General features: G+C 42.0%; 21 protein-coding genes and 1 other annotated feature. Of the genes, 6 read left to right on the plus strand and 15 right to left on the minus strand.

What is annotated here, in order from left to right:
* The first annotated feature begins 193 nt into the window (after positions 1 to 193).
* Both AC0TWI_RS08150 and AC0TWI_RS08155 read left to right on the plus strand, forming a co-directional pair.
* A complete protein-coding gene (locus AC0TWI_RS08150) occupies positions 194 to 988 on the plus strand; it encodes an SDR family NAD(P)-dependent oxidoreductase (protein ID WP_488125849.1) in 795 nt (264 codons plus the stop codon).
* Positions 989 to 1,074: 86 nt separating this feature from the next.
* On the plus strand, positions 1,075 to 1,578 hold the full coding sequence (locus AC0TWI_RS08155) for a GNAT family N-acetyltransferase (RefSeq protein ID WP_488125850.1): 504 nt from the start codon (positions 1,075 to 1,077) through the stop codon (positions 1,576 to 1,578).
* A 125-nt stretch (positions 1,579 to 1,703) separates the two neighbouring features.
* On the opposite strand, the gene AC0TWI_RS08160 is transcribed toward AC0TWI_RS08155, so the two are convergent.
* Together AC0TWI_RS08160 and AC0TWI_RS08165 are read right to left on the minus strand one after the other, a co-directional pair.
* The gene (locus tag AC0TWI_RS08160) at positions 1,704 to 2,789 is read right to left on the minus strand and encodes a sensor histidine kinase (protein ID WP_488125851.1); all 1,086 of its coding nucleotides are present in this window, start codon (positions 2,787 to 2,789) and stop codon (positions 1,704 to 1,706) included.
* Positions 2,789 to 3,508 (minus strand): response regulator transcription factor, encoded by a 720-nt coding sequence (locus AC0TWI_RS08165; protein ID WP_488125852.1) that lies wholly within the window; start codon positions 3,506 to 3,508, stop codon positions 2,789 to 2,791. Before AC0TWI_RS08165 ends, AC0TWI_RS08160 begins: the two co-directional genes overlap by 1 nt.
* A gap of 151 nt (positions 3,509 to 3,659) precedes the next feature.
* Between AC0TWI_RS08165 and AC0TWI_RS08170 the strand changes: the two genes are divergently transcribed.
* The 3 genes from AC0TWI_RS08170 to AC0TWI_RS08180 are packed head-to-tail and all read left to right on the plus strand — an operon-like array spanning position 3,660 to position 6,117.
* The gene (locus AC0TWI_RS08170) at positions 3,660 to 4,580 is read left to right on the plus strand and encodes an ABC transporter ATP-binding protein (protein ID WP_488125853.1); all 921 of its coding nucleotides are present in this window, start codon (positions 3,660 to 3,662) and stop codon (positions 4,578 to 4,580) included.
* Entirely contained in the window at positions 4,573 to 5,277 is a 705-nt protein-coding gene (locus tag AC0TWI_RS08175; protein ID WP_488125854.1) for an ABC transporter permease, read from the plus strand. The genes AC0TWI_RS08170 and AC0TWI_RS08175 overlap by 8 nt, the downstream gene beginning before the upstream one ends.
* A complete protein-coding gene (locus AC0TWI_RS08180; RefSeq protein WP_488125855.1) occupies positions 5,278 to 6,117 on the plus strand; it encodes a DUF4097 family beta strand repeat-containing protein in 840 nt (279 codons plus the stop codon).
* A 96-nt stretch (positions 6,118 to 6,213) separates the two neighbouring features.
* On the opposite strand, the gene AC0TWI_RS08185 is transcribed toward AC0TWI_RS08180, so the two are convergent.
* The 11 genes from AC0TWI_RS08185 to AC0TWI_RS08235 all read right to left on the minus strand — a co-directional run bounded on the left by AC0TWI_RS08185 (position 6,214) and on the right by AC0TWI_RS08235 (position 16,671).
* Entirely contained in the window at positions 6,214 to 6,525 is a 312-nt protein-coding gene (locus AC0TWI_RS08185; protein WP_488125869.1) for a GNAT family N-acetyltransferase, read from the minus strand.
* 12 nt (positions 6,526 to 6,537) lie between these two features.
* Positions 6,538 to 6,714, minus strand: a complete 177-nt coding sequence (locus AC0TWI_RS08190) for a hypothetical protein (protein ID WP_488125856.1) — start codon at positions 6,712 to 6,714, stop codon at positions 6,538 to 6,540.
* Positions 6,715 to 6,751: 37 nt separating this feature from the next.
* Entirely contained in the window at positions 6,752 to 7,222 is a 471-nt protein-coding gene (locus AC0TWI_RS08195; protein ID WP_488125857.1) for a DinB family protein, read from the minus strand.
* Positions 7,223 to 7,314: 92 nt separating this feature from the next.
* On the minus strand, positions 7,315 to 8,325 hold the full coding sequence (locus AC0TWI_RS08200) for a serine hydrolase domain-containing protein (RefSeq protein WP_488125858.1): 1,011 nt from the start codon (positions 8,323 to 8,325) through the stop codon (positions 7,315 to 7,317).
* An 87-nt stretch (positions 8,326 to 8,412) separates the two neighbouring features.
* The gene (locus AC0TWI_RS08205) at positions 8,413 to 9,015 is read right to left on the minus strand and encodes a LysE/ArgO family amino acid transporter (protein ID WP_488125859.1); all 603 of its coding nucleotides are present in this window, start codon (positions 9,013 to 9,015) and stop codon (positions 8,413 to 8,415) included.
* A 91-nt stretch (positions 9,016 to 9,106) separates the two neighbouring features.
* Positions 9,107 to 9,667, minus strand: a complete 561-nt coding sequence (locus tag AC0TWI_RS08210) for a GNAT family N-acetyltransferase (RefSeq protein WP_488125860.1) — start codon at positions 9,665 to 9,667, stop codon at positions 9,107 to 9,109.
* Positions 9,668 to 9,723: 56 nt separating this feature from the next.
* The gene (locus tag AC0TWI_RS08215; protein WP_488125861.1) at positions 9,724 to 10,293 is read right to left on the minus strand and encodes a GNAT family N-acetyltransferase; all 570 of its coding nucleotides are present in this window, start codon (positions 10,291 to 10,293) and stop codon (positions 9,724 to 9,726) included.
* Positions 10,294 to 10,358: 65 nt separating this feature from the next.
* Positions 10,359 to 10,577, minus strand: a binding site (T-box leader).
* 130 nt (positions 10,578 to 10,707) lie between these two features.
* Positions 10,708 to 12,294, minus strand: coding sequence for a SagB family peptide dehydrogenase (locus tag AC0TWI_RS08220; RefSeq protein WP_488125862.1), 1,587 nt, complete (start codon positions 12,292 to 12,294; stop codon positions 10,708 to 10,710).
* A gap of 21 nt (positions 12,295 to 12,315) precedes the next feature.
* The gene (locus AC0TWI_RS08225; RefSeq protein ID WP_488125863.1) at positions 12,316 to 14,256 is read right to left on the minus strand and encodes a TOMM precursor leader peptide-binding protein; all 1,941 of its coding nucleotides are present in this window, start codon (positions 14,254 to 14,256) and stop codon (positions 12,316 to 12,318) included.
* A complete protein-coding gene (locus AC0TWI_RS08230; RefSeq protein WP_488125864.1) occupies positions 14,256 to 16,193 on the minus strand; it encodes a putative thiazole-containing bacteriocin maturation protein in 1,938 nt (645 codons plus the stop codon). The genes AC0TWI_RS08225 and AC0TWI_RS08230 overlap by 1 nt, the downstream gene beginning before the upstream one ends.
* Before the next feature lie 250 nt (positions 16,194 to 16,443).
* Positions 16,444 to 16,671 (minus strand): heterocycloanthracin/sonorensin family bacteriocin, encoded by a 228-nt coding sequence (locus AC0TWI_RS08235; RefSeq protein WP_488125865.1) that lies wholly within the window; start codon positions 16,669 to 16,671, stop codon positions 16,444 to 16,446.
* Positions 16,672 to 17,615: 944 nt separating this feature from the next.
* Between AC0TWI_RS08235 and AC0TWI_RS08240 the strand changes: the two genes are divergently transcribed.
* On the plus strand, positions 17,616 to 19,514 hold the full coding sequence (locus tag AC0TWI_RS08240) for an endonuclease MutS2 (RefSeq protein WP_488125866.1): 1,899 nt from the start codon (positions 17,616 to 17,618) through the stop codon (positions 19,512 to 19,514).
* A gap of 188 nt (positions 19,515 to 19,702) precedes the next feature.
* Here the strand turns inward: AC0TWI_RS08240 and AC0TWI_RS08245 are convergent, their stop codons facing one another.
* Both AC0TWI_RS08245 and AC0TWI_RS08250 read right to left on the minus strand, forming a co-directional pair.
* On the minus strand, positions 19,703 to 21,112 hold the full coding sequence (locus AC0TWI_RS08245) for a sensor histidine kinase (RefSeq protein ID WP_488125867.1): 1,410 nt from the start codon (positions 21,110 to 21,112) through the stop codon (positions 19,703 to 19,705).
* 2 nt (positions 21,113 to 21,114) lie between these two features.
* The gene (locus AC0TWI_RS08250) at positions 21,115 to 21,822 is read right to left on the minus strand and encodes a response regulator transcription factor (protein WP_488125868.1); all 708 of its coding nucleotides are present in this window, start codon (positions 21,820 to 21,822) and stop codon (positions 21,115 to 21,117) included.
* Positions 21,823 to 22,002: the final 180 nt, after the last annotated feature.

The raw sequence follows: 22,002 nt of genomic DNA on the forward strand, positions 1-22,002 counted from the left end.
GTAATATTTTGTTGTGGTGACTTAATTTTATCAGAAGTGGTCCTTATCTTTCATGAAAGACAATTAAAGCCGGCGGAATTTTACTCATCGTAAAATTCCGCCGGCTTTTTTCGTATCAGAGATGGGTTTTGTCCCAGCCTCTATCCGATTATTATCAGATAGGAAATAATACAGGAAGCGAGGAGGATTGTTCATGCAACTATATTTAAATGGAAAAACTGCCTTGGTAACGGGCTCTACATCAGGAATTGGCAAGGCGATTGCCATGTCATTAGCAGCTGAAGGTGTCGATGTCCTGATTAATGGGCGGCGTGAGGAAAAAGTAAATGAGACAATTCAAGAGATACAAGCCAAGTATCCTGAAGCGATTCTTAAGCCAGCAGTGGCGGACCTGGCAACAGAACAAGGATGCCAGCAAGTTTTCGAGAAGCACCCTGAAGTAGACATTCTCATTAATAACCTGGGCATTTTCGAGCCTGCTGAGTATTTTGATATATCGGATGAAGAGTGGTTTAAGTTCTTTGAAACCAACATCATGAGCGGTGTTCGACTTACTCGCCAATACTTGAAACAAATGATTGAGAAAAAAGATGGCAGGGTCATCTTTATCGCCAGCGAAGCGGCCATCATGCCCTCACTGGAAATGGCCCATTATAGCGCGACCAAAACGATGCAGCTCTCACTCTCCCGCAGTTTAGCTGAGCTCACGAAAGGAACAAAAGTGACGGTCAATACAGTCATGCCTGGTTCGACTTTGACAGAAGGTGTGGAAACGATGTTAAATACCCTTTACCCGAATGAGGAATTGACAATAGAGGAGGCGGAAACACGATTTATGAAAGAGAATCGGCCGACCTCGATTATCCAAAGGCTCATCCGGCCAGAAGAAATTGCACATCTCGTCACCTTCTTGAGCAGCCCTCTGTCCTCCGCTATCAATGGTTCGGCATTACGAATCGATGGAGGATTAGTCCGAAGTGTGTTTTAATAGACCCATATAAGCAGGTTGCCATGCGTTCATGTGCGCTCCCTTGGCATCCTAGTTTTTCAATGGTCTTATAGGAGGGGTTATTGTTGAAGGTAATTGAGTCGGAAAGGTTATATTTGCGGGAGTTAGAATTGGATGATAAGAAAGAGTTATCAAAAGTTCTTTCCGACCCGGAATCTATGCAATATTATCCCCATCCTTTTAACGAAGAAGAAGTTGAAAACTGGATCGAATGGAATAGGGAAAATTACAAGCTGTATAAACATGGGTTATGGGCAGTAATTTTAAAAGAAGAGAATAGATTTATTGGCGATTGTGGGATCACGATCCAAAACATCGACGGCGAAAGATTGCCGGAAATCGGGTTTCATATTATAAAGGAATACTGGAACAAAGGGTACGCAACAGAGGCTGCTGCCGCCTGCCGTGAATACGCATTTACTGTTTTAGGCTACTCTGAAATCTATTCTTATACGACGGTTAAAAACATCCCTTCACAGAAGGTTGCGGAAAAAATCGGCATGAAGACGGTAAAGTTTTTTGAAAAAAATGGAGAACAGCAGGTCGTCCAAGTTGCCTATAAAGCATAAGATGCGGCACTCCGGATGCTATTCCTGATGCAAACGCATCATGCAGGACGAGCACAGAGTGAGAATCTGTGCTTTTTTGCTATTGGCGGGGAGGCTTCCGCTCACGGTCATTCCAAAATGCCTGCTTAATCAATCGGTAAGACAATCGTAAACTTTGTCCCTTGCTGCAGTTCACTCTCTATTGATATCATGCCTTCATGCGCTTCAATCAGGCTTTTTACAATCGCCATCCCTAAGCCTGTTCCTTCAGATTGCTGTTCGGTCGTCGTTCCCCGGTAATAACGATTAAATAGATTTTGCAGTGTCTCCTCTGTCATCCCTCCCCCGGTATCTTGGATACATATCTTCAATGTATTTTGTTGTTTCTCAATCAATGTTGTAATCGTAATCGACCCTTCGTTATGAACAATCGCATTCATGTAAATGTTTTGCAGGGCTCTTTTTATCAATTGCGGATCAAACTCCATGTCTATCTGAGGGATTTCCGTCTGCAATTCAAATTGGTGCTTTTGTGCGCGCAAGTCATTGCTGACATCGGCTAAAACTTGCTGGACAAACGATACAATATTTTGTTTTGTTTTATAAATCGGTACAGACTGTGAGCCATCAAATCGCAAAGCTACATTCAAATCTTGTACAAGCTGTTCCATATGCGATCCTTTATCATCAATTTCCTGAATGAAGTTTCGCTGTTCTTCCTCTGACCAATTATAGGCTGGATTTAACAATAAGGCGGAATAGCCTTTTATATAGGTTAACGGCGTTTTCAAGTCATGGGAAACTCCGGCGATCCAGTCACGTTTGGCTTTCTCCACTTTCGCGCGCTCGCCCTTCGATTTATGCAATTGCGTCCGCATCTCCTCAAGTTGAAAAATAACTTCTTTGTATAGGCGAAAGCGCATTTTAAACTTTCCTTTGTGATTATAAATCGTATCCCTTTCTGGAAGCGCGGAAAAATCTTCGTTCCCAAGCTGTGCGATCCATTTCATCACAAGCATTAAGGGGCTGCCAAAATACCAGCCGAACCAGATGATCCATACCCCTGTTACACAACCAATGACAACCATCACAAACCATTCATAACGATCACCAGTAAGCCCCAGCCTTGGCATAATCCCATCCATCGCAAGCGGTACGGTCAAGGCCAAAAGAAATAGCCAAAAGACAAAACCCAATAGCAGATGCAAAATAAAGCGTGTTTGGATTTTCATTATGCGTCACCTTTTGGCGGAATAAATTTATAGCCAATGCCTCGTAAATTCACGATAATGTTTGGCTTCCTCGTATCATCTCCCAGCTTTCTGCGCAGCTTCGCAATATGAATCGTAACCGTTTTCTCTTCACCAAACACATCACCGCCCCATACACGCTCATAAAGTTGGGAAGTCGTAAACACGAGGTTTGGGTTTTCGCAAAAGAAGTTCAGCAATTCCAACTCCTTAGCGGTCGCTTGCACAGCTTTCCCATGCACCGTTAATAACGCCTCGTCCGGTGTAAATGTGAATGTCTCATATACAAAGTTTTTCATTTGGGCCGCGGCCGCCTTTTTACCGTACTCCCGCTGGCGCCTTAAAATCGCTCGTATTCTTGCTACAATTTCAAGGGGGTTAAATGGCTTTGTTATATAATCATCGCCGCCTACACTTAACCCGGTTAGTTTATCGAAATCACTGGAACGTGCACTAATAAACAAAATAGGAGCAGTCGTTTGCTGACGAATGGCTGAGCATAGTGCAAAACCATCTCCATCCGGCAGCATGACATCCAATAGAATGATATCGAATTCTTTATCCTCTAAAGCCTGCAGTGCCGCTGCTTTCGTTTCAGCTGTCGCAATATGTGTAAAATGCTCTTTCTTCAATGTGATCTCAAGCATTTTTAAAATACCGACTTCATCGTCCACAATTAGAATGTTTGCATCCTCTTTCATTATGATTCCCTCTTTTTTCTTTTACTCTAACAGGTTTTCTCCTGCAATGCCTAACCAATAAGCAAAAGTTACTTGCATTTTCCCGCCGGTTTACTTTGTTTTTACTTTTGTTTTTTATACTGTAAACAACGACGAAGTGGGAGGCTTATCGATGGGCTATATGATTCAAACACATCAATTAACGAAACGATATACAACCAAACTGGTTATTAACCAGGTAAGCATGAATATTAAAGAAGGCGAAATTTATGGTTTTCTCGGCCCAAATGGGGCCGGCAAAACGACGGTGATGAAAATGATATTGAATTTGGTGAAGCCGACATCCGGTGAAATCCTTATTCAAAATCAACCTATCAACCCAAAGTCTTACAAATATCTAAAAGACATTGGCAGTCTCATTGAATATCCAATTTTTTATGAGGAATTAACCGCTTATGAAAATTTGCAAATGCACTGTGCTTATATGGGCTATAAGGACAAACACCATATAAAAAAAGTTCTCGACATTGTCGGGTTAAAACAAATTGAACAGAAAAAGATCAAGGAATTTTCCCTCGGAATGCGTCAGCGGCTTGCGATTGGCCGTGCCTTTGTGGCGAGGCCTAAAATATTGCTGTTAGATGAGCCTATCAATGGTCTGGATCCGATCGGCATTAAAGAAGTGAGAGAGCTGCTTTCCATGTTAAAACATCAATATGGGATGACCATATTGATTTCAAGCCATATCATTTCAGAAATTGAATCGACTGCCGATACGATCGGTGTGTTAGATCACGGAGAATTAATCGAGGAAATTTCCATGCATTCCCTCCGCGAAAAACAGGCTCCGTCAATCAAAATGGCTGTAAGCGACACGAAAAAAGCGAAACGATTACTAGAGGAAAAATTCAAAGCTAGCGTCAAAATCAGGGATGTCGGCACCCTGGATGTTCAGCGTGTACACGAAAAGCCATCGACCTTAACAAAGTATTTGATTACACACGGTGTTGATGTAGACGAAGTTGAAGCTGTACATCAAACGTTGGAAGAATACTTTGTCAATCGGATTAATGGAGGGAAACAATATGCTTAATTTAATCAAATTGGAATGGCAAAAGCATCAAATGGGGCGTTATTTTATCAGCTTTTTCATCTGTTTAATTGCCATTTTCGGTTTTGTCATATTCCTTTCACTCGCTTCAAAAAATGAGGCGGATGGAACGATGGCTTCTTTTCAAGAATTCATGTCGCTCGTTAGAACTTTTTTGAACATTACCTTCATCATTTTTGGCAGTGTGATTTTATCCCGCTTGATCATTTCTGAATTTCGCACGAAAACGATGCAAGTGTTGTTTACCTACCCGATAAAGCGTAAAAAGCTATTGTTTTCTAAACTGATACTCACTTACTTCTTTACCGCAGGCAGTGTCTTTGCCAGCGTGTGGATCATACAGATCATTACCTGCTTTATCCAGCCTTCACTAGGATTATTTGAAGGAACCGTTTCGGTACAAGATCTAGTCGCGACATTTCCAATGACTGTGACGAACGCGTTAATGATTGGCGCCATTGCTTTGATTCCGCTATTTTTCGGTATGCGCAAAAAATCCACTGCTGCCACGATTACCTCTGCTGTCATCATCGGCATGTTAATCAACTCAACCGTTTCCGACGGAGGTGCAGCCTTTAGTTTGGCGGATTTGATCATCATTCCGTTTGTGCTCTCACTGGTTGGCATTGGGATTGCCTATTTATCATTCCGCAATATTGACGTAAAGGATGTGGGCTAAATGATTCGCAAGTCGTTAGTTGTCCTATTGCTTGGAGTGATCGCGATCACCGCTATTCTCCTAATGAAACAACAGGTGAAGACATTGACAGTAGGTGAATATGAGGCCATGCCCCATATCGATATGACGATGGATGTGTTAAATATCAAAGTAGCCGAATCTCCTGATGATAAAATACATGTCCAATTGCAGGGATATAAAATCAATCAAAACATGCTGACCATCCGTGAAGAAAACAATACATTCATCTTGAACGAGGCAGAGCAGAAAAAAAGCTGGAGAGATAACTTTCAATTTCGTCCAAGGGAAACCGTTATCGTACAATTGCCCAAATCTCAAACGAAAACACTGGTGCTTAACGATGCAGATGGAAACATCACCATTCAGAATTTAACCCTTGATACAGTCGAAGTTCAAACAACTGCAGGTGTAGCGCATGTTAAAAACCTGACCGCTGCCAATGCAAAGATTGAGTCAAAAGATGGAAATATAAAGATAGAAAACAGTACCATCGAGGGTTTAAAGATTACCTCAACTGCAGGGGACGTGGCCGTAAATGAAAGCACAGGCTCAGCTTCCACGATACAAACGATTGATGGACAAATCAAAATGACAGAAGCGACAGAACAGCCGAATCTCCAGGTGAAAAGTGTTTCCGGTATGATTGGCATCAACTATAAAAATGTTCCAACTTCACTGCAGATAGCGACAGCTGGCCCGGATATTAATATAAAATTGCCGGCGTATGATCAAAAGACCCATTTGATTGGGCAAGGTGCGAACAAACTGGCGGCCGAAACAAAAGATGGTGCCATCACGATTAAATCGACAAAACAATGAAATCTGGGGTGATCAGAAAGGCAAACTGCTATTCCATTCAGAACCAAACAAAAAAGCGCTTTCCGAAACGGATTGCGCTTTTTTTAGTTTGGCATCTTATTGGGCAGTATCATTTCCGCTAGGTGATAATACTTTTTCCATAACATATTCATCATACGGCAGGTTTATAAGCATACGTTCCCCTACAATGGTGTACCCCATTTTTTCATACATTTTAGGTAAATAAGGGTGAGTTTGAGCTACTGTTAATCGAACGGCCCTTTCTCCCATTGAGGATAGCTTGCCTTCCGCATATCCTAGTAATTTCGTTGCGATGCCCATTCCCTTGTAAAGAGACTTCACAGCCAATCTACTTACTACGTAACAGTTCCACTCTTCTTTATATGTAAGTCTCACCGTACCAACGATGTTGTTCGTATGTTATTCTTTCGCTGTAAGTACAATCGATTCGTCAATCCATCTTTGGACTTCTGAAGCAGTCGCTCTGGATGCGCTCGCAGGCAGGCCCAGCATTTCATTTTCCGCGTAGGCATCATGGTAAATGGCCACCAATGTTTCCGCTTCTTTATTTACTGCTTTGCCAAAAAGCATCTCCATACGGCACCTCCTGGATAAATAAGATTAAGAAGGAAGGTTATTCAAACAAGATAACATTCAGGTCTTTTCCATAACAATGAACGAGCATAGAATGCAGTTGACCTCTATGATGGTAAACATGTGCTGCAATCTGTAGCAGCCACTCATATCTTGTGTATGTTACTCCCCAGTAGGATGTAGTCCGTTCTTGAAGTTCAGCCTCTGTAAATTTTTGATAGTTTTCTTTTAAAAACGTAAAGTTAACAGCCAAAGCTTCTTGGATCTCCTTTACATCCATATATAAAACACTTGAGTAGAATGCGTTCATCTCTTCTTCTGTTGCACCGTTAGAAATGAGAAAATCAGCTTTACAGATCGTTGCCATATGCTTCAAAAGCTCCCCTATCGAACGTTTAGGTGAAGATGGTCTTCTCTCTAAATCAGCCGCTTCTAATTCTTCGATCATCTCAGCAGTACTCATGAGTGCTATGTCGATTTGATGAAATGCACTTTCGCAATATGGATTCATTTATCTACCCCCTCAGAAGCGAATATACGTTCTCATCCATTCTACCATATATAATGTTCTTCTTCCATAGGCTTGGGCTTTTGCTTTATTGGCTATCCTTTACCCTCTACACATTCCATAACGGTGTCCCCAAACGTTCTTACATCCTTTATGAAGTCAAAGCCTTCAGGCGAGCCAAAGCTGTTGAAGGCACGCACTGCTACGACTTCATTTTGAGGGATCACAAGTAAGGTAACATTTGTATAGCCTAAAAGCTGATAGCTTCCAGACGGCAGCCGCAAACTTAATTCCATTCTATCCGAAGCAATCCCTTCATCTTTTTGCACAAACCATAAGTAGCCGTTTTGCGGTAATGTCGATGACAATGTTGAAGGGGATTGAATAGAGGTCGCTAGTTCGATTAGTTTTTCATCGACTACCTGCTGGCCTTCCCACCGGCCATTCTGAAGATGGAATTGCCCCCATTTAGCCAAATCGCGAATCGATACATACATGTTCATTTGACTGCCATCCACATTTTCGCTTGTATACCAATGTGGATTTTGTTCTGCATTCACTACGTCCACAAAGTTCTCTCGCATGCTGCGATACCACCCCGTCTCCACTAACTGAAGAGGAGCAAATACCGTTTCTTGGAGAATCGTTGCGACAGTTTTACCGGTCGTTTTTTTGACCAACTCTGTTAACATGTCGATTCCGATACCTCGATAAGCCCAACTTGTACCTGGGGTAAACTCTTGGTGAATTTGATCATCCTTTTTGACCAATCCATGCGTATGAGTCAATAAATGCCGAATGAGTACGTCTTGATATACCTCATCGTTTTTTGATGGTAAATAGAATGTGACGGGATCATCAATCGATTGAATGCAGCCATGATGAACCGCATAGGCAACAGCAAATCCAATGTAAGATTTTCGAACAGAAGCGATGTGAAATTGTGTGTCAGGACCGATTACACGGGAGGCAGAACAGGTAGATTGTGTCCCCCAATACTTTTCAACGACCGTTTCACCTCTGTGCAATACCATCACGCCTGCCCCTGTACCATGTACTTCCTTTGATGTTTCCATTACGTTATGTATGACAGCATTAAAACTCATTTGCCTATCTCCCCTATTTGAGACATCATTTGTCGCTGTTGATAGTCAATCAGCGGGATAGCCTTTCGTTATATGTATTGTGGTACATTACGTTAACCCAATAAAAAGATAAATGGCGGTTGCCCAGATAAACAAAGCTGAGCATTTGTTAAATAGATTCATTAAACGGCCCGTGCCATCCAACTTCTTCATCGCTGCACCTGCTATCGTTAACCCAAAGAACCATATCCAAGAGACTGCAATACAGGCGATTGTAAAGAAAGCTTGTTCAGCTCCCGCATATTTTAATGCGCTGGTCCCGATAACACCGACTATATCTAAAATAGCATGAGGGTTTAAAAAGGAAACCGATAAAGCGAAAATGACTTGCTGGCGGATGGGCAGCGCTTGTTCGGTTTTTGCTGTTCTTGGTTCAGAGCGCCAAATAGCGTACCCCATGTAAAGCAAAAATATTATTCCTGCAATCATCAGGCTAAGCCGCAGCCATTCAAACTGCAAAACGATAACGGATAACCCAAAGACGGCCAAAAGGATTAAAACTGTATCACACAATGCCGCTGTAATCGCTGCGGGGAGAGCGCGAAGTAGTTTTGGCTGAGTGGCTCCCTGTGAAAAGACAAATACATTCTGCACCCCTAAAGGTAAAATGAGTCCAAATGCTAAGATTATTCCATGGAGAATGGCCTCCATCTCGTCAACTCTCTTTCTATTGCTATCTTGTTAACACCAATCAATGTTTACTTTTCCATTTAATTTGGGGGAGATTAGGGAACTCGAAACCTTATCGGCGCTTTACTAAGTCTTGCTTTAGCAACGCGTACATTAGTAAATCATCAAACTTTCCGCCAGTATATTCATAGTTTCTTAAAAGCCCTTCTTTGATAAACCCGTTTCGTTCGGCCAACTTTTGTGATGATATATTTGGCGGCTCAATCAATGCCTGTATCCGCTGCAGATTCAATTGTTCAAATCCGTATTTAACTACTGCCGCAATCGCTTCACTTGCAATGCCCTTTCCCCAGTAGACCTTACTCAGTTCATAACCAATTTCAGATCGGTAATGCCGGGGAACGATGTTCAGGAAACCGCAGCTGCCAATCACCCTTCCTTCCCCTTTTAGGGTAATCCCCCATCTAATTCCTGTTTTCTCCTCGAATATAGACTGGTACCAAGAAATTTCATCCAATGCCTCATCCTTTGATTGAAAAGGGTCTAAACCGTAGTGCTTCATTACATCTTTATCAGACAAATACGCTAAAATGCTTTCTGCATCATCTGGGGTTACTTGTCTTAACATCAATCTATCGGTTTCAATTACAGGAAATGTATACTCATCTGTCATCATGTTCTCTCCTCTATCACCTTGTAAGTGTCTATAAATGGGGCGCAAATCATTGCTTAGATCTCCTCTATTTCTTTGTGATCATAAGGATTTATGATTCCGTAATAAATTAAGTCCTCGTATTTACCATCTTTCACGATATGATCTTTCAATAAGCCCTCTTGAACCATTCCAGCTTTTTGCATGATTCTTCCTGAAGCAGGATTGGATTTGAAGTAACGTGCGAAGACTTTATGTAATTTCTTCTCCCTAAATGCAAAGTCTATCATCGCTTTTGCTGCTTCCGTCCCGTAGCCCCTCCCCCAGTATTCTTCACCAATCCAATAGGCAATTTCCCCATTGTTAAACTTTTGGTTGTTCGATAATGAAATAGCACCATACAAAGTTCCACTCTCTCGATCTGTAATGGCAAATTCATAGGAACGTTCTTCATCGAAATTTTTCCGATGGTTTTCCATCCATCCTAAAGCATCGTTTAAAGAATAGGGATATGGTAAGTAAAGGGTACTTTTGTAAATAGAAAAGTTATTACATAAGGCTTGAACAGTTTCTGCATCACCCGTTTCAAAAAGCCGCAAATATAATCTTTCCGTAACAATTGTTTTGTTTATTTTATTGTACTCCATCCTATACTTCTCCAATCTTGGTTATTCTTGCGCAATCCTGCTTACAACAAAAAGCCTACCGTCTCTATAGAGACGATAGGCTTGACCTAACGTGGTACCACTCTAGTTCATTTGCCGAAACAAATCTTTTTATTTCATGTTAACGGAACCTATCCGTTTAGACCTACTCAGCTTCAGTCTGACCACTCATAAGCGACTTGGGGAGTTTTGTTGACTGCCTTCTCAGCAACTGGCAGCTCTCTGAACAACTTCAGCTCCTTACTACTCTTACTCTCAGTGTTTTCATTATTTTTAAAAATATTATATCCTAATCCTGCTATTAATCAATCATTTGTTTAACAAAACTGCCTTTTAGTGCTTCCTATAAGTTCTTCATTCACCGCAATGATGGGCATGCATCCAAAATAGCATTCCTTAACTTTGCAAACCCCCTTTTAACCAGGCCCGGGGACGGTATGGCCCTACTGGAATTTGGATCAAGCAGGTTTTCCCTGCCGAATCAATCCTGTAAAGTTGATCCCCTTTCTTCACGTCAAATCCGAGCAGCGGATGCCCACCCATTCCTAATGCACCAGAAATTAATAGCAGCCTTTGCACGAGAATGCCTGCCTCCATCTGTTGAATGCGATATCCTCTAAATCCCAATTCTTCCTTGTGGTATTCTTTATCCCCAACAACATGGAAACAAAGCGGAACTTGAAACAGATTCACATTCGGCATGGTTAATCCATTTTGCAGCCACTCCCGGTAATCCCCTTTGTTTATCGTTCGAAGGGTATGAGCGTTGCTGTCGTACGAATACGCACCATCTGGTACTCTTTCTACGTTATAAAAGCTGCCATATAAAGCCATCCGACTCTTGATATCCCCATCCTTTTCATCAAGATCATTGGGATAGGAGAAAGAGAATGTCTCTTTTAACAAAGTGGATAGTTGCGCTTGACTCACTTTTCCGATCATAAAGTCGCTATCAGGTGAGCGCCGCTCCCTGCATACGGATGCGAACTCATACGAAAATCCCTCCATAAATGGAAGCAAGATCATTTCCGTACTAAGGGAATGTTTTGCACGATGATTGTTTTTTAGCTTCACAAATGAATTTGTTGTTTCCATCATCGATGCTTCATTCACTTTTCTCAGCACCGGGTAAGGAAGAACTCTTTTGGAACGGTTGAAGGAAGTATGATCTAACAGGGGCAATCCTTCACATAAAGCAGCAGCTGAAGCCGCCGCTTCTCTTTTGTTTCCTACTTTATCGCCATAATGGGCAGATTCACCAGTAGATAATGAGATAACCGCATAGACACTTTCCTCATCCTCGGACAATCCAATCAAATGATTGATTGCCTGGTCCAGAAATTGGTAGCACACTCGTGAAGAGAAACCCATCCGATTGGCCACTTCCAATGATTGCCCAATGACTACGCCTGCATCCAGACCTTGGAGTCTGTAAGAGAAATTATTGTACTTATAGAAGTTCTTCCAAAAAACGGTCGAGATAAAAACAGTGCAAAAACAACCAGAAGATTCATTGCCAGTACTTAAACTTCTGGATAAATAGGAATCGTAATCTCCCTCCCGTATCAATACTAGGCGATGATGCGCCGCATCGTAGTGATACATGCCCTGTGGAGCTTCTTCAACTTTGACATATACGTATAGTTCATTCGGGTAAAGCGCTCCTCCTGAAGGAACAAACCTGCGAGTCGATGGAGTAACCCCCGTGTCTTTGTCATTCGTTTCATCGTGTAAAGCAGATTGAGCGTATTGAGTAAGCCCATAAACATACCATAAAAAATGACCAAGCTCCGCCAAGCTCGTCTTTACATGCGCTTCCCTTCTCTCAAGCAGAAAAGGGACATCCGCGGGGAGCGGAACCACTGGCAAGCCACGATACAGCTTATAGGGCAGCGGTGCATCTTCCCAATCCACTTGCCAATCCGGCGGAGTGACTTTTTCCGTGTCAAAATGCAGATCGTGCAAAAATGTTTCCAGATCCATCCTTAGCCTCCTCTTCTGCCTTTATGGGAACGGATGGGGGTGTGGATTTAGCTGATCATATGTTAACGGTGCCTTCGTATATCCCAGTTCCATCGGTACTGTAAGTACCCTTTTTAATCCTTTCACCCGGGTAAGGTGGTGCCCGAATGTCATTGGCAACATTCCCGGAATCAATACTTTTACACAGTACAATCCGTTTCGTTCGGTAACAGGTGATGTTTGATCAACGACAATGACCTCAAGGTTTAACTGTCGGAAGATCTGCAGTATATGTTCCAGATCATCCTTCAAATCAATGGTTGCCTGTGGCTGCTTAAATTCCTCGGCAAACGTACGCATTGGGCGTTGGTCATCCAATAAGAAATTCAATCGTTCCTCCGCTTCTGGCAGACCGTAAAGGAGGCCATGGTCTTCCATCGTTCGCACCGTATACGGATCGCGCAGCATGCCTTCATATTTCTGTCGGTTTTCCTCCAGTTTCTCGTCTTGCCTGGCCAGCGTTCCTGCCAATTCATAGATTGTGCTTTTCACAGCGCTAACCGGATCAGGGTTCGCTGCAGCTGCACAAATGAGATTTAACCCCTTTGACCCCCTGTTCTTGGCAATCCCTAAAACACTCGGGATCCCATGCTCCATCGTTGAATTATAGAAGTGAAAATCATATCCTGCTACCTCATGAAACCGGTCGACCATCAGCTGGAGTTCTTTGTCATCAGCGGAACGAAGGGAAAGGCGCGGAAGGGGAAGCTGTGCATACCAGGTTAACAAGAATGAATCCCGTTCAATCACCTCCATAATGCCATGGAAAGTGGCCTCTTCTACACTCCCTCCCAGAGCACATCCATTTGACGTTTCATACACGACTCCCTCTCCATAGCCCAAACTATAATAAGCGAGTAATTCCGGAACCAAGATAGGGCGTTGGGTTAGAAATGAATAGCCCCACACCCAATTCATGGGCTGATCGGGATGAAACGATTTAAATGGAAAATGGGGCTTTTCATACTGCTCTTTTTCATGCAAGCCTACCCGGATTGGATTTAGTGCATAGTACTCTAATTGACGGTAGCTATTGCGAACGACTGTCCGCTTTCCACGAGGACTGATTCCACAATATCTTTCCAAGCCTTCCAAAATAGCAGTTTGTTCACTCACCTCATAAGAGTTAGACCTTCCGGCTACTCCTTCATCTGCACCAAATAACGGCATGTTGACCAATACATCCGCAAATGGCAGCGTGTAATCCTGCGCTTTCTCGTTCATAATACCAGTCCGTTCATCGAGGTAATCTTTGGCCAAGACAGACTTTAATTCATCTATCGAACGGCAGCGGTAATCATCGCTGCTTACTTTCGGACGAGATGTTAACTTGATTTGCGCTCGTTCCGCCGTATCGTCGGGCAGCTGTCCGCATATTTGACACGCCGGATCGGGCAAGAAAGGGTGGCTGGAGCCCGATAGTGTTTTTAGATTCGTAATGAAAATCCTTTCTTCCAAATTGCTTGTTATACCCTGAAGGATCTTCTTAACCTCGTTGTCTATAATGCTTGCCATATGCGAAAATGCCGTTCGTGATGTCCACGCATCTTGCCCCTGACTTGCATCTGCTGCCATTCTCATCTGAAACTCCCACATCTCCTGACTGTCCGCTCCGGCTATGATGCGCCTCATGTCCGCACAGCGAGAACATCCCGGTGTATCGGGACGTACGAATGGACCGATGATTCCTTCCCCAAACGAGGCAAAGCCACGAAGCCACGGAATACGTGCTGCCCTGAAGCCTTTCACCGCTTTTTGGTGGATAGACGGATGCCAGGCATCATGGAGCACAAGCGCCAGTTTTGCATCTTCAGGAACACCTTCTTCCATGCTTTGACGCTTGACGGGATAACTGCAGGACAATTGATCATAGACAAAATCAGCCAATAACCCCTGTCCGATCATTAGAATATGAGCAGCCATTAGGTATCATCCTCCTGTATCTGCACACCAAACACCCCAGCCATTTTCTGTTTCATAAAAGGTTCAAAGGTAAGATCGTATACGCATAACCGTTTGCTGTTTTGTTTTAAAGTATCAATAGCGGATTGCAATAACTGCAACGACGTCTCTTCATCACAAGAGGGGATTTCAAGTTTGGTTTCCGTTTTATTGATAAAAACAACTGGCTCCGTTCCCTTCCTCATGTTCGATTCTGCCGAATTTTGGCTATCTAACAGTGCTTGCTTCAATGCATCCCGTAAGCCCAAGGTAGTATTTAAACCAGCACTGGAGTACCAGCGTCCATTTGATTTTATTCCTATCACAGGAAAGCCCAGCAAATTCTCTTTCAAGCCGACTGTCGGTGTACCGTTTAGGTTAGACAGGGCATTATGATAATATCTGCATTTCCCATCCCGCAGTAATTCTTTCGGCAGATGAACTGTATTCAGCCGATCACTCTGTCTTTTTGCCAATTCTTCATTCAAATAAGATTGCAACCCCCGGCAAACCGCCTCCTCAATCGTTTCCCCCGCACCAATGCCCATCATTCCGCCTGGAAGAGCATCCCCTTTTTTGAGCCTCTCCAAATCAAGCAATTGGGCAACGTACATTTCAATCCCCATCAGGCCCGCTTCTCTTTTTGCCTCCTCATGTGTCAGATTCGCACAGATAACCTCTGACAAAAGCTCTGCAGGGCCCTCAGACTGGGGATTAACCGCCTGTACATAACACTGGGCAAGTGGAAGCTGTGACAAATCCCGTTCTGCCCACGTATGAAAAATCCCCGTCTTTTTGGAGGTTAACTGACTGAAGTATTTCAAGAGGTCCTCCGATTGAGCCTCTCTGACTGTTTCCTTCATTAGCCTTCCTTCAAGATCTTCAACAAGTTGGGGCGTAAAACTTCTTGCGGCAGCCAGTGGATGTGTGATAAATGGGGACCATTCACCCTCCAGCGTTTCAGGATCAAGCAAGTAAATTTGACTGCTCTGATTTGAATCCGCAATGCCTGTAACATGCTTAAACATTTCGAACACAGCGACATTTGCCAAAATGGATCCTGGTGTTGACGAATAAGGCTGGGGCTGCTGTTCTGTCTGCAATACGGATTGATGAAGCCTGCGCCACGCCGACTCCCAACACCCTTCAGACTCAGGATGAAATAACGGGCCGACGAGCCCTACTCGCTGTAAATAAATAGAAGGGATAAAGAATTTCCTTTCCTCTTTGCAAACGAAATTAAGTTCTCTTACTCCCTCTACATCTCCGGACTGGGAGACGTATAAAACCCAATCATAAGGTTGCACAACGTCTTTCCAAAATTCTTTTTCTGCCCCTTCTTGATAAGGCACCTCCACTACTTCTGCATCAGGTTCCATTTCTCTCACATTTAGAATCAACTCATTCAACCGTCGACTGCTTGTATAAGCTGGATCCATGTCCATCACATGTACTTTAGGCAGCCCTGATTCGATTAATGCAGAGACCAAAGAAACGAGAAAGGGCCCCGAGCCCACCGCAAGAACGTTAGCTTGACGATACTGTTGAAAACGATACCCACCGGACTCCGCAAAGCTCTCAATAAATTCAATTTGTGAAGCATATTTTTCGAGAACAGATGGAGGTAATTGATGGGGGGCATCTTTACTGGCATCCCTAACAAAGCCATTATTGTACAATGTCTCCCCAATTTCATAAACCCTATTACGATAGGGAGGTGTTAATCCCTGTGTCACATCTTCCATTGTTTTCTCACCGTTGAACAGCGGAATCAATTTTTCAACCCATTGATAAATTGTATTTCCTTCCATCCGGAAAGAACTTACATTATTTCGGAAATACACACCACCCTTTGGATCTGGGAGAAAAAATGTATCCCTCTTCACCTTCAGTCGAGTGGATGAATTAATTTTAGACATTTCTTTCCTCCTTATTCCTAATGGTTACGGATCCCTCCTATTCATTTTATGTATTTGTGACTGTCCACTATGATTATCAATAATAAAAGAGAAAGTGCCCGTTTTATGACCTGCAAACTGGACAGACGGAGGTTCGATATGACAGAGCTAATGTTGAATAACTGTAGAAAGAGATGTGCATGGGACTAGACAGGGGACAAGAGAAAGATCCCTTGCACGACGATGCAAGGGACTTCTTCTCTTCTCTGACCTAAATAAAGAAACCAAAACAACTAAAGCAGCCAAAGCAGCCACCGCAACGGAAACCACCACAACGAAAACCGCAACCACCGCAACGAAAACCACAACCGCCACAACGGCCACAATACCTGCTGTCAATTTCAACCGGATATTGTCTCATATGATCCATAGGAACCAATTCACTAACTTGGTAATTATCCAATCCTAATGTTTGCAAATCGTTTTGATAATACTGCATTTGAACCTCCCCTTTGTCTTTAAAAATTTTGGTGAACCAGCAATAAGAGCGTCAATTGTTGTCTTTTTGTATCCGAAAACATCCACTCTCCTCAACACAATATGATTTGTTTAGGTGGTTGTTACTGATGTAAGAGCCTATTTCATGGGGTTTCATTCATCAAGAAGGAGCACTGGCCTCCCGCAAACAGGTTGATCATTTGGGCATACATCCTTTTAAAAAATGGGCTCCCAAACCAAATGGTTCAAGAGCCCTGAATTGTTGGAATTGTAACCTTTACAAACTGCGGCTGGTAAACCTGACTGCATTTCGCGTACATTTCTTTAGCAAAAGCGTTGATATGATAACGAAGCTGTAATAAACGAATCACCTTTTCGGTTAGTTCTAGTAAAAATCTCCTCGACCAGAACAATCATTTACGAAATGCATCCCCCCACATATGAGCCCCTCTCCCTTACCAGTAAGGAATCATTAGTTTCACATCATTGATTCATCAAGAGTTACGCACGGTTTGTACGATAACTGAAGGTTCTTTACATTTTGAACAACATAGATTATAATGATCCCCGTAAAGTCAATTTCAATGAGCATATTAAATATCATAAGAGGTGCATGTTGATGAGTGCGGTAGTGTCTAAATAGGAAAACATTATAGGAAATAAGGAAGAACGAAGAGCAGGGGATTTTGTGTAAATTGTACCCTTTATTTTGTTATGGACTTATTTCCGCCTATGAAGATACCTGCCATACTTTACAAACAAGCGCATCACTTCATGAGTAGAGCTATCGTTTCGATGGTTTTATTTGTGCGTGTTCCTTTGCATTGTGAACGTAAGCTGCGGTATCCACCGCAGCTTTTTTCTATTTTTATATGCAACTCATTGAAATCGTACAATCAGGTTTCTTCATTGCTGATCCATACATCACATTGAGGAGAATAAAAAATGAATGAAAATACTTTTGAAAAATTACAATACAATGAGCTAAAAGAAATCGTAAAATCGTACTGCGTCAGCGGACTGGGCAAACAACTATTTGATAAATTAATTCCAAGTTCCAGCTTAAAGATAGTCAAACACCGATTAACCGAAACGTCTGAGGCGCGCGCCATTCTTGATGCGGGAGGGAATGTGCCCTTCATGGGTGTTTCCACTATTGAACACACGATCGGCAAACTGGAAAAAGGCATCATTTTATCTCCAACGGAGCTTTTGGCCATGTCTGATTTTTTAAGAGGGTGCCGAAGAATAAAAACGTTCATGTCCAGTAAAGAATTCTTTGCTCCGACACTATCGTCCTATGCGAATTCCATGACGGAATTCTCAAATATAGAAGAGGAAATTAACTTTTCGATTAAAAATAATCAGGTGAGCTCGGATGCCAGCAAAGAACTTAAACGCATTCGTCACCAGATTCAAACAACGGAACAAAAAATAAAGGAACGGTTAAATAAGTTTTTAAATAGCAGCGCCAATAGAAACTATATTCAGGAATTCATCATCAGCATTAAAAGTGATCGCTATACGATACCAATAAAATCCTCATATAAAAATCAGGTACAGGGAACAATCGTTGAAATCTCTTCCAAAGGCTCGACCGTCTTTATGGAACCTGGTGTAGTTGGGAAATTAAGTGTTGAATTAGCAACATTAAAATCCGAGGAGGCGATGTTGGAATATCAAATACTCGCCACTTTAACAGGGCTATTAAATGAAAATATTCAAACCATAAAGATTAATACGGAGCTCATAGCCCAGTACGATATGATTTTTGCCAAAGCGAAATACAGCAAGCATGTAGATGGGATTGAGCCAAACATAAATGATCATGGGTATATAAACTTGATCAATTGCAAGCATCCATTGCTATCTGGTAACGTGATACCACTCCAGTTTGAGATTGGGAGCAGTTATCGCAGCTTAATCATCACCGGACCGAACGCCGGAGGAAAAACAATTGTGCTGAAGACAATTGGTCTTGTTACGTTGGCAACGATGTCCGGGTTCCATATTACCGCTTCGAGAGAAACCGAAATAGCAGTATTTGAGAGGATGTTTGTCGACATTGGCGACAATCAGAGTTTAGAAAATGCGCTTAGCACGTTCTCTTCCCACATGAAGAACTTGTCAGAGATTCTCCGGTCAGTAAACAACAATACCCTGTTGCTTTTTGATGAAATTGGCAGTGGGACAGAGCCGAACGAAGGTGCAGCATTAGCCATCTCCCTCTTGGAAGAGTTTTATCTTAAAGGATGTATAACGGTTGCGACAACGCATTATGGAGAAATAAAACGTTTTTCCGAAATGCATAGTGACTTTATGAACGCTGCCATGCAATTCAATCAAGAAACATTAGAACCATTGTATAAACTGCTTATTGGGCAGTCTGGAGACAGCAATGCCTTATGGATCTCCAGAAAAATGAATATTCCAGAAAATGTTTTAAAAAGAGCAGAGAGTTATATAAAAAATAAAGAATATCGCTTGGAAAGGTTACATGAAAGCAAAATCCGAAGGCCAAAAGCAGTGGTTGAAATAGCAAACAATCCTATCGACTATCAAAAAGGAGACCGCGTAAAACTGCTTGACCACGATGACTTTGGCATCGTGTTTAAAGAAAAGGACAATTATTATAACGTTACTGTGTTTTATCAAAATCAATATATTGAGGTAAACGAAAAGCGGTTGGAACTGGAGTTGAAAGCAGAAGAGTTATATCCGGAAGGCTATGATCTAGACACTCTATTCGTTGATTTTAAAACGAGAAAACTAAACCATGATATAGGGCGCGGATCGAAAAAGGCATTGCGGAACATCCAAAAAGAAATTAGAAAAAATAAGTAAGTCTAAGTAAAATGTAAAAAGAGTTAGCTCTTTAACTCTTTTTACATTTTTATTTGTTTATCATTTTTGCTGTCGTACATCTTCAGGTCTTATCCTCTTGCCAATCCCTTACATAGTTCTAAATATCACTTGCTTTTCATATTGGCCCAAGGATGCTTATATCAGAGCATGCACACATTTTTCCTGTATCATATGTTAATTTCAATTGTTGTGCCCGAGCCCACTTCACTCTGAATGGTGATTTGGCCTCCATGGGCTTTGATTATGTCATGGGCTATCGCCATACCCAATCCGGACCCCTTATGGGCAATCCCCGTATTTGTGCCGCGATAGTATCGGTCAAAAATCCTTTCCAGTTCCTCTTTCTTTATGCCTTTGCCGTTATCTTCGATTACAATTTTTGTGTACTGATCATTTTTTTCAGCACTGACGTTTATTTCTACATTTTTATCGTTATGGACGATCGCATTATAGATTAAATTATTGATTGCTCTGCGGAAAAGGATTTCATCTACTTCCAAACCTATCGTTTCTTGATGTACATGGAACCGGATCGTACGGTCAGCATAATTAGGATCGTTTATTAGATCAATCACAATCTTACGCAGCAAAGCAACTAGATTTACCTCTTTTTTCACCAAGGACAGCTCTTTATTCTTTAACCTCGTCGATAAATTCAAGTCTTCCATTACTTCTTTAATATAATGGGATTTTGCTTCAATAATTTCTGCATATTCCCTTATTTCTTCAGGAGAAAAGCTATAATCCGGATCCTTGATGATTTCTGCATAGCCCTGTATAGAAGATAGGGGAGTTTTAATATCATGAGAAATGTTGGCAATCCATTCCTCCTTCATCACATCCAGCCTTTTCCTTTCCCTCTCACTTACCTTTAATTGGTCCGCCAAAAGATTAAAATTATAAAATACATTTTTATATAATCCTCTTGATTCAGCACGATGACCGTAATCATGATTGGCCAATTTTTTTATACCTTCAATCAGGGTATGCAATGGCTGTGTGAGCCTTTTGCTAAAAAGGTAGCCGACCAGTAATGCGATCAGGATATCTATTAGCAAAACAACCATTCCAACATTCACTACTCTTGCGATATCTTGATTATTGTAGGAGATAAATTGGCGATCTAAATGTGGATCTTCAATACCAATCAAATAACTGAACTGGCGGCCGTTTTTCTTCTTTTCACCAACATAAACGACAGTATCGCGATTTACTTCTTTATATTTATACATTTGAATAATATCTGCAGGAGTATATTTTTTCTTTCTATTCTCAGGAACTCCGAAGCTGTATACCTCTGTACCATTTTCATCTAAGATTTGGATCCAAGCATTCTTTCTTGCTAACTTTTCCTGTCCTTCTTTAGTGACTGCTGCATCTTGCTGATCCGAAGTAATTTCTTGCTGGAACTTTCTCGTGAATTGCTCCGGCGAGATTTCACGATTTTGAAAAATCGGGACATCAAAAGTAATCTGTGCCAGGATCATCGCCATTCCAAGGATGAAATTAATAAAGATAACTAAGACAACGACCAATACAATCGATAATAAATACCTTCCCGTCAGCTTCCATTTCATGCCTATGCATCCTCTATAACCAGCTTGTACCCTAAGCCTTTAACCGTTACCACGTATTGAGGATGAGAAGGCTGGTCTTCAATTTTTTCCCGAAGTCTGTGGATATGGACCATGACTGTATTATCCATGCCGTAGAAATCTTCCCCCCAAACAGCGTCGTAGAGCTGTTCTTTACTGATTACCTTGTTTTTGTTTTGGAGGAAGACCTTCATTAATCCGAGTTCCTTTGGCTTCAAGTCAATCACTTGCCCGTCCTTTTTTAACTGTGCCTTTTCTTCGTTTAATTCAAACGGCCCAGCCTGGAACTTTGTCTCTATCGGTGATTCAGGCTGCATATACTCTGCCCGGCGCAAATGGGCTTTTACACGATAAGCCACCTCTTTCGGGCTGAATGGCTTCGTAATGTAATCGTCACCGCCAATCGCAAAGCCCAATATCTTATCAATTTCCTCATTTTTAGCTGATAAAAATAGAATGGGGACTTTGGAAATGTTTCTGATTTGTTTGCAGACATCATAGCCTTCACCATCCGGAAGCATAATGTCCAATATAACAAGATCTGGACTATTATTTTGAAATTGAACGAGCCCTTCTCTTGCGGTAGCTGCTGTTATTACGTTTTCAATTCCTTCTTTTTTTAACACCGTTTTGATTAGTCGTAAAATATCTTCCTCGTCATCAATGACGAGAACTTTTTTATTAGTTGACACGATTCTTACCTCCAGATTGGTCTTCTCCCTATTATAGTGAAAAGAGGCTGGGACATAACTAGTCTCTAACCAAGAGAAAGGTGAAATTGAGCAAGACAATTTCACCTTTCTCTTTTTATTGTGTATAAATTTAGGATCCACTTGCTGTGTTGGCCGTAAACTTACGTAAGTTCACGGCCA

The sequence above is a fragment of the Lederbergia sp. B243.17 genome (genome assembly GCF_057657925.1).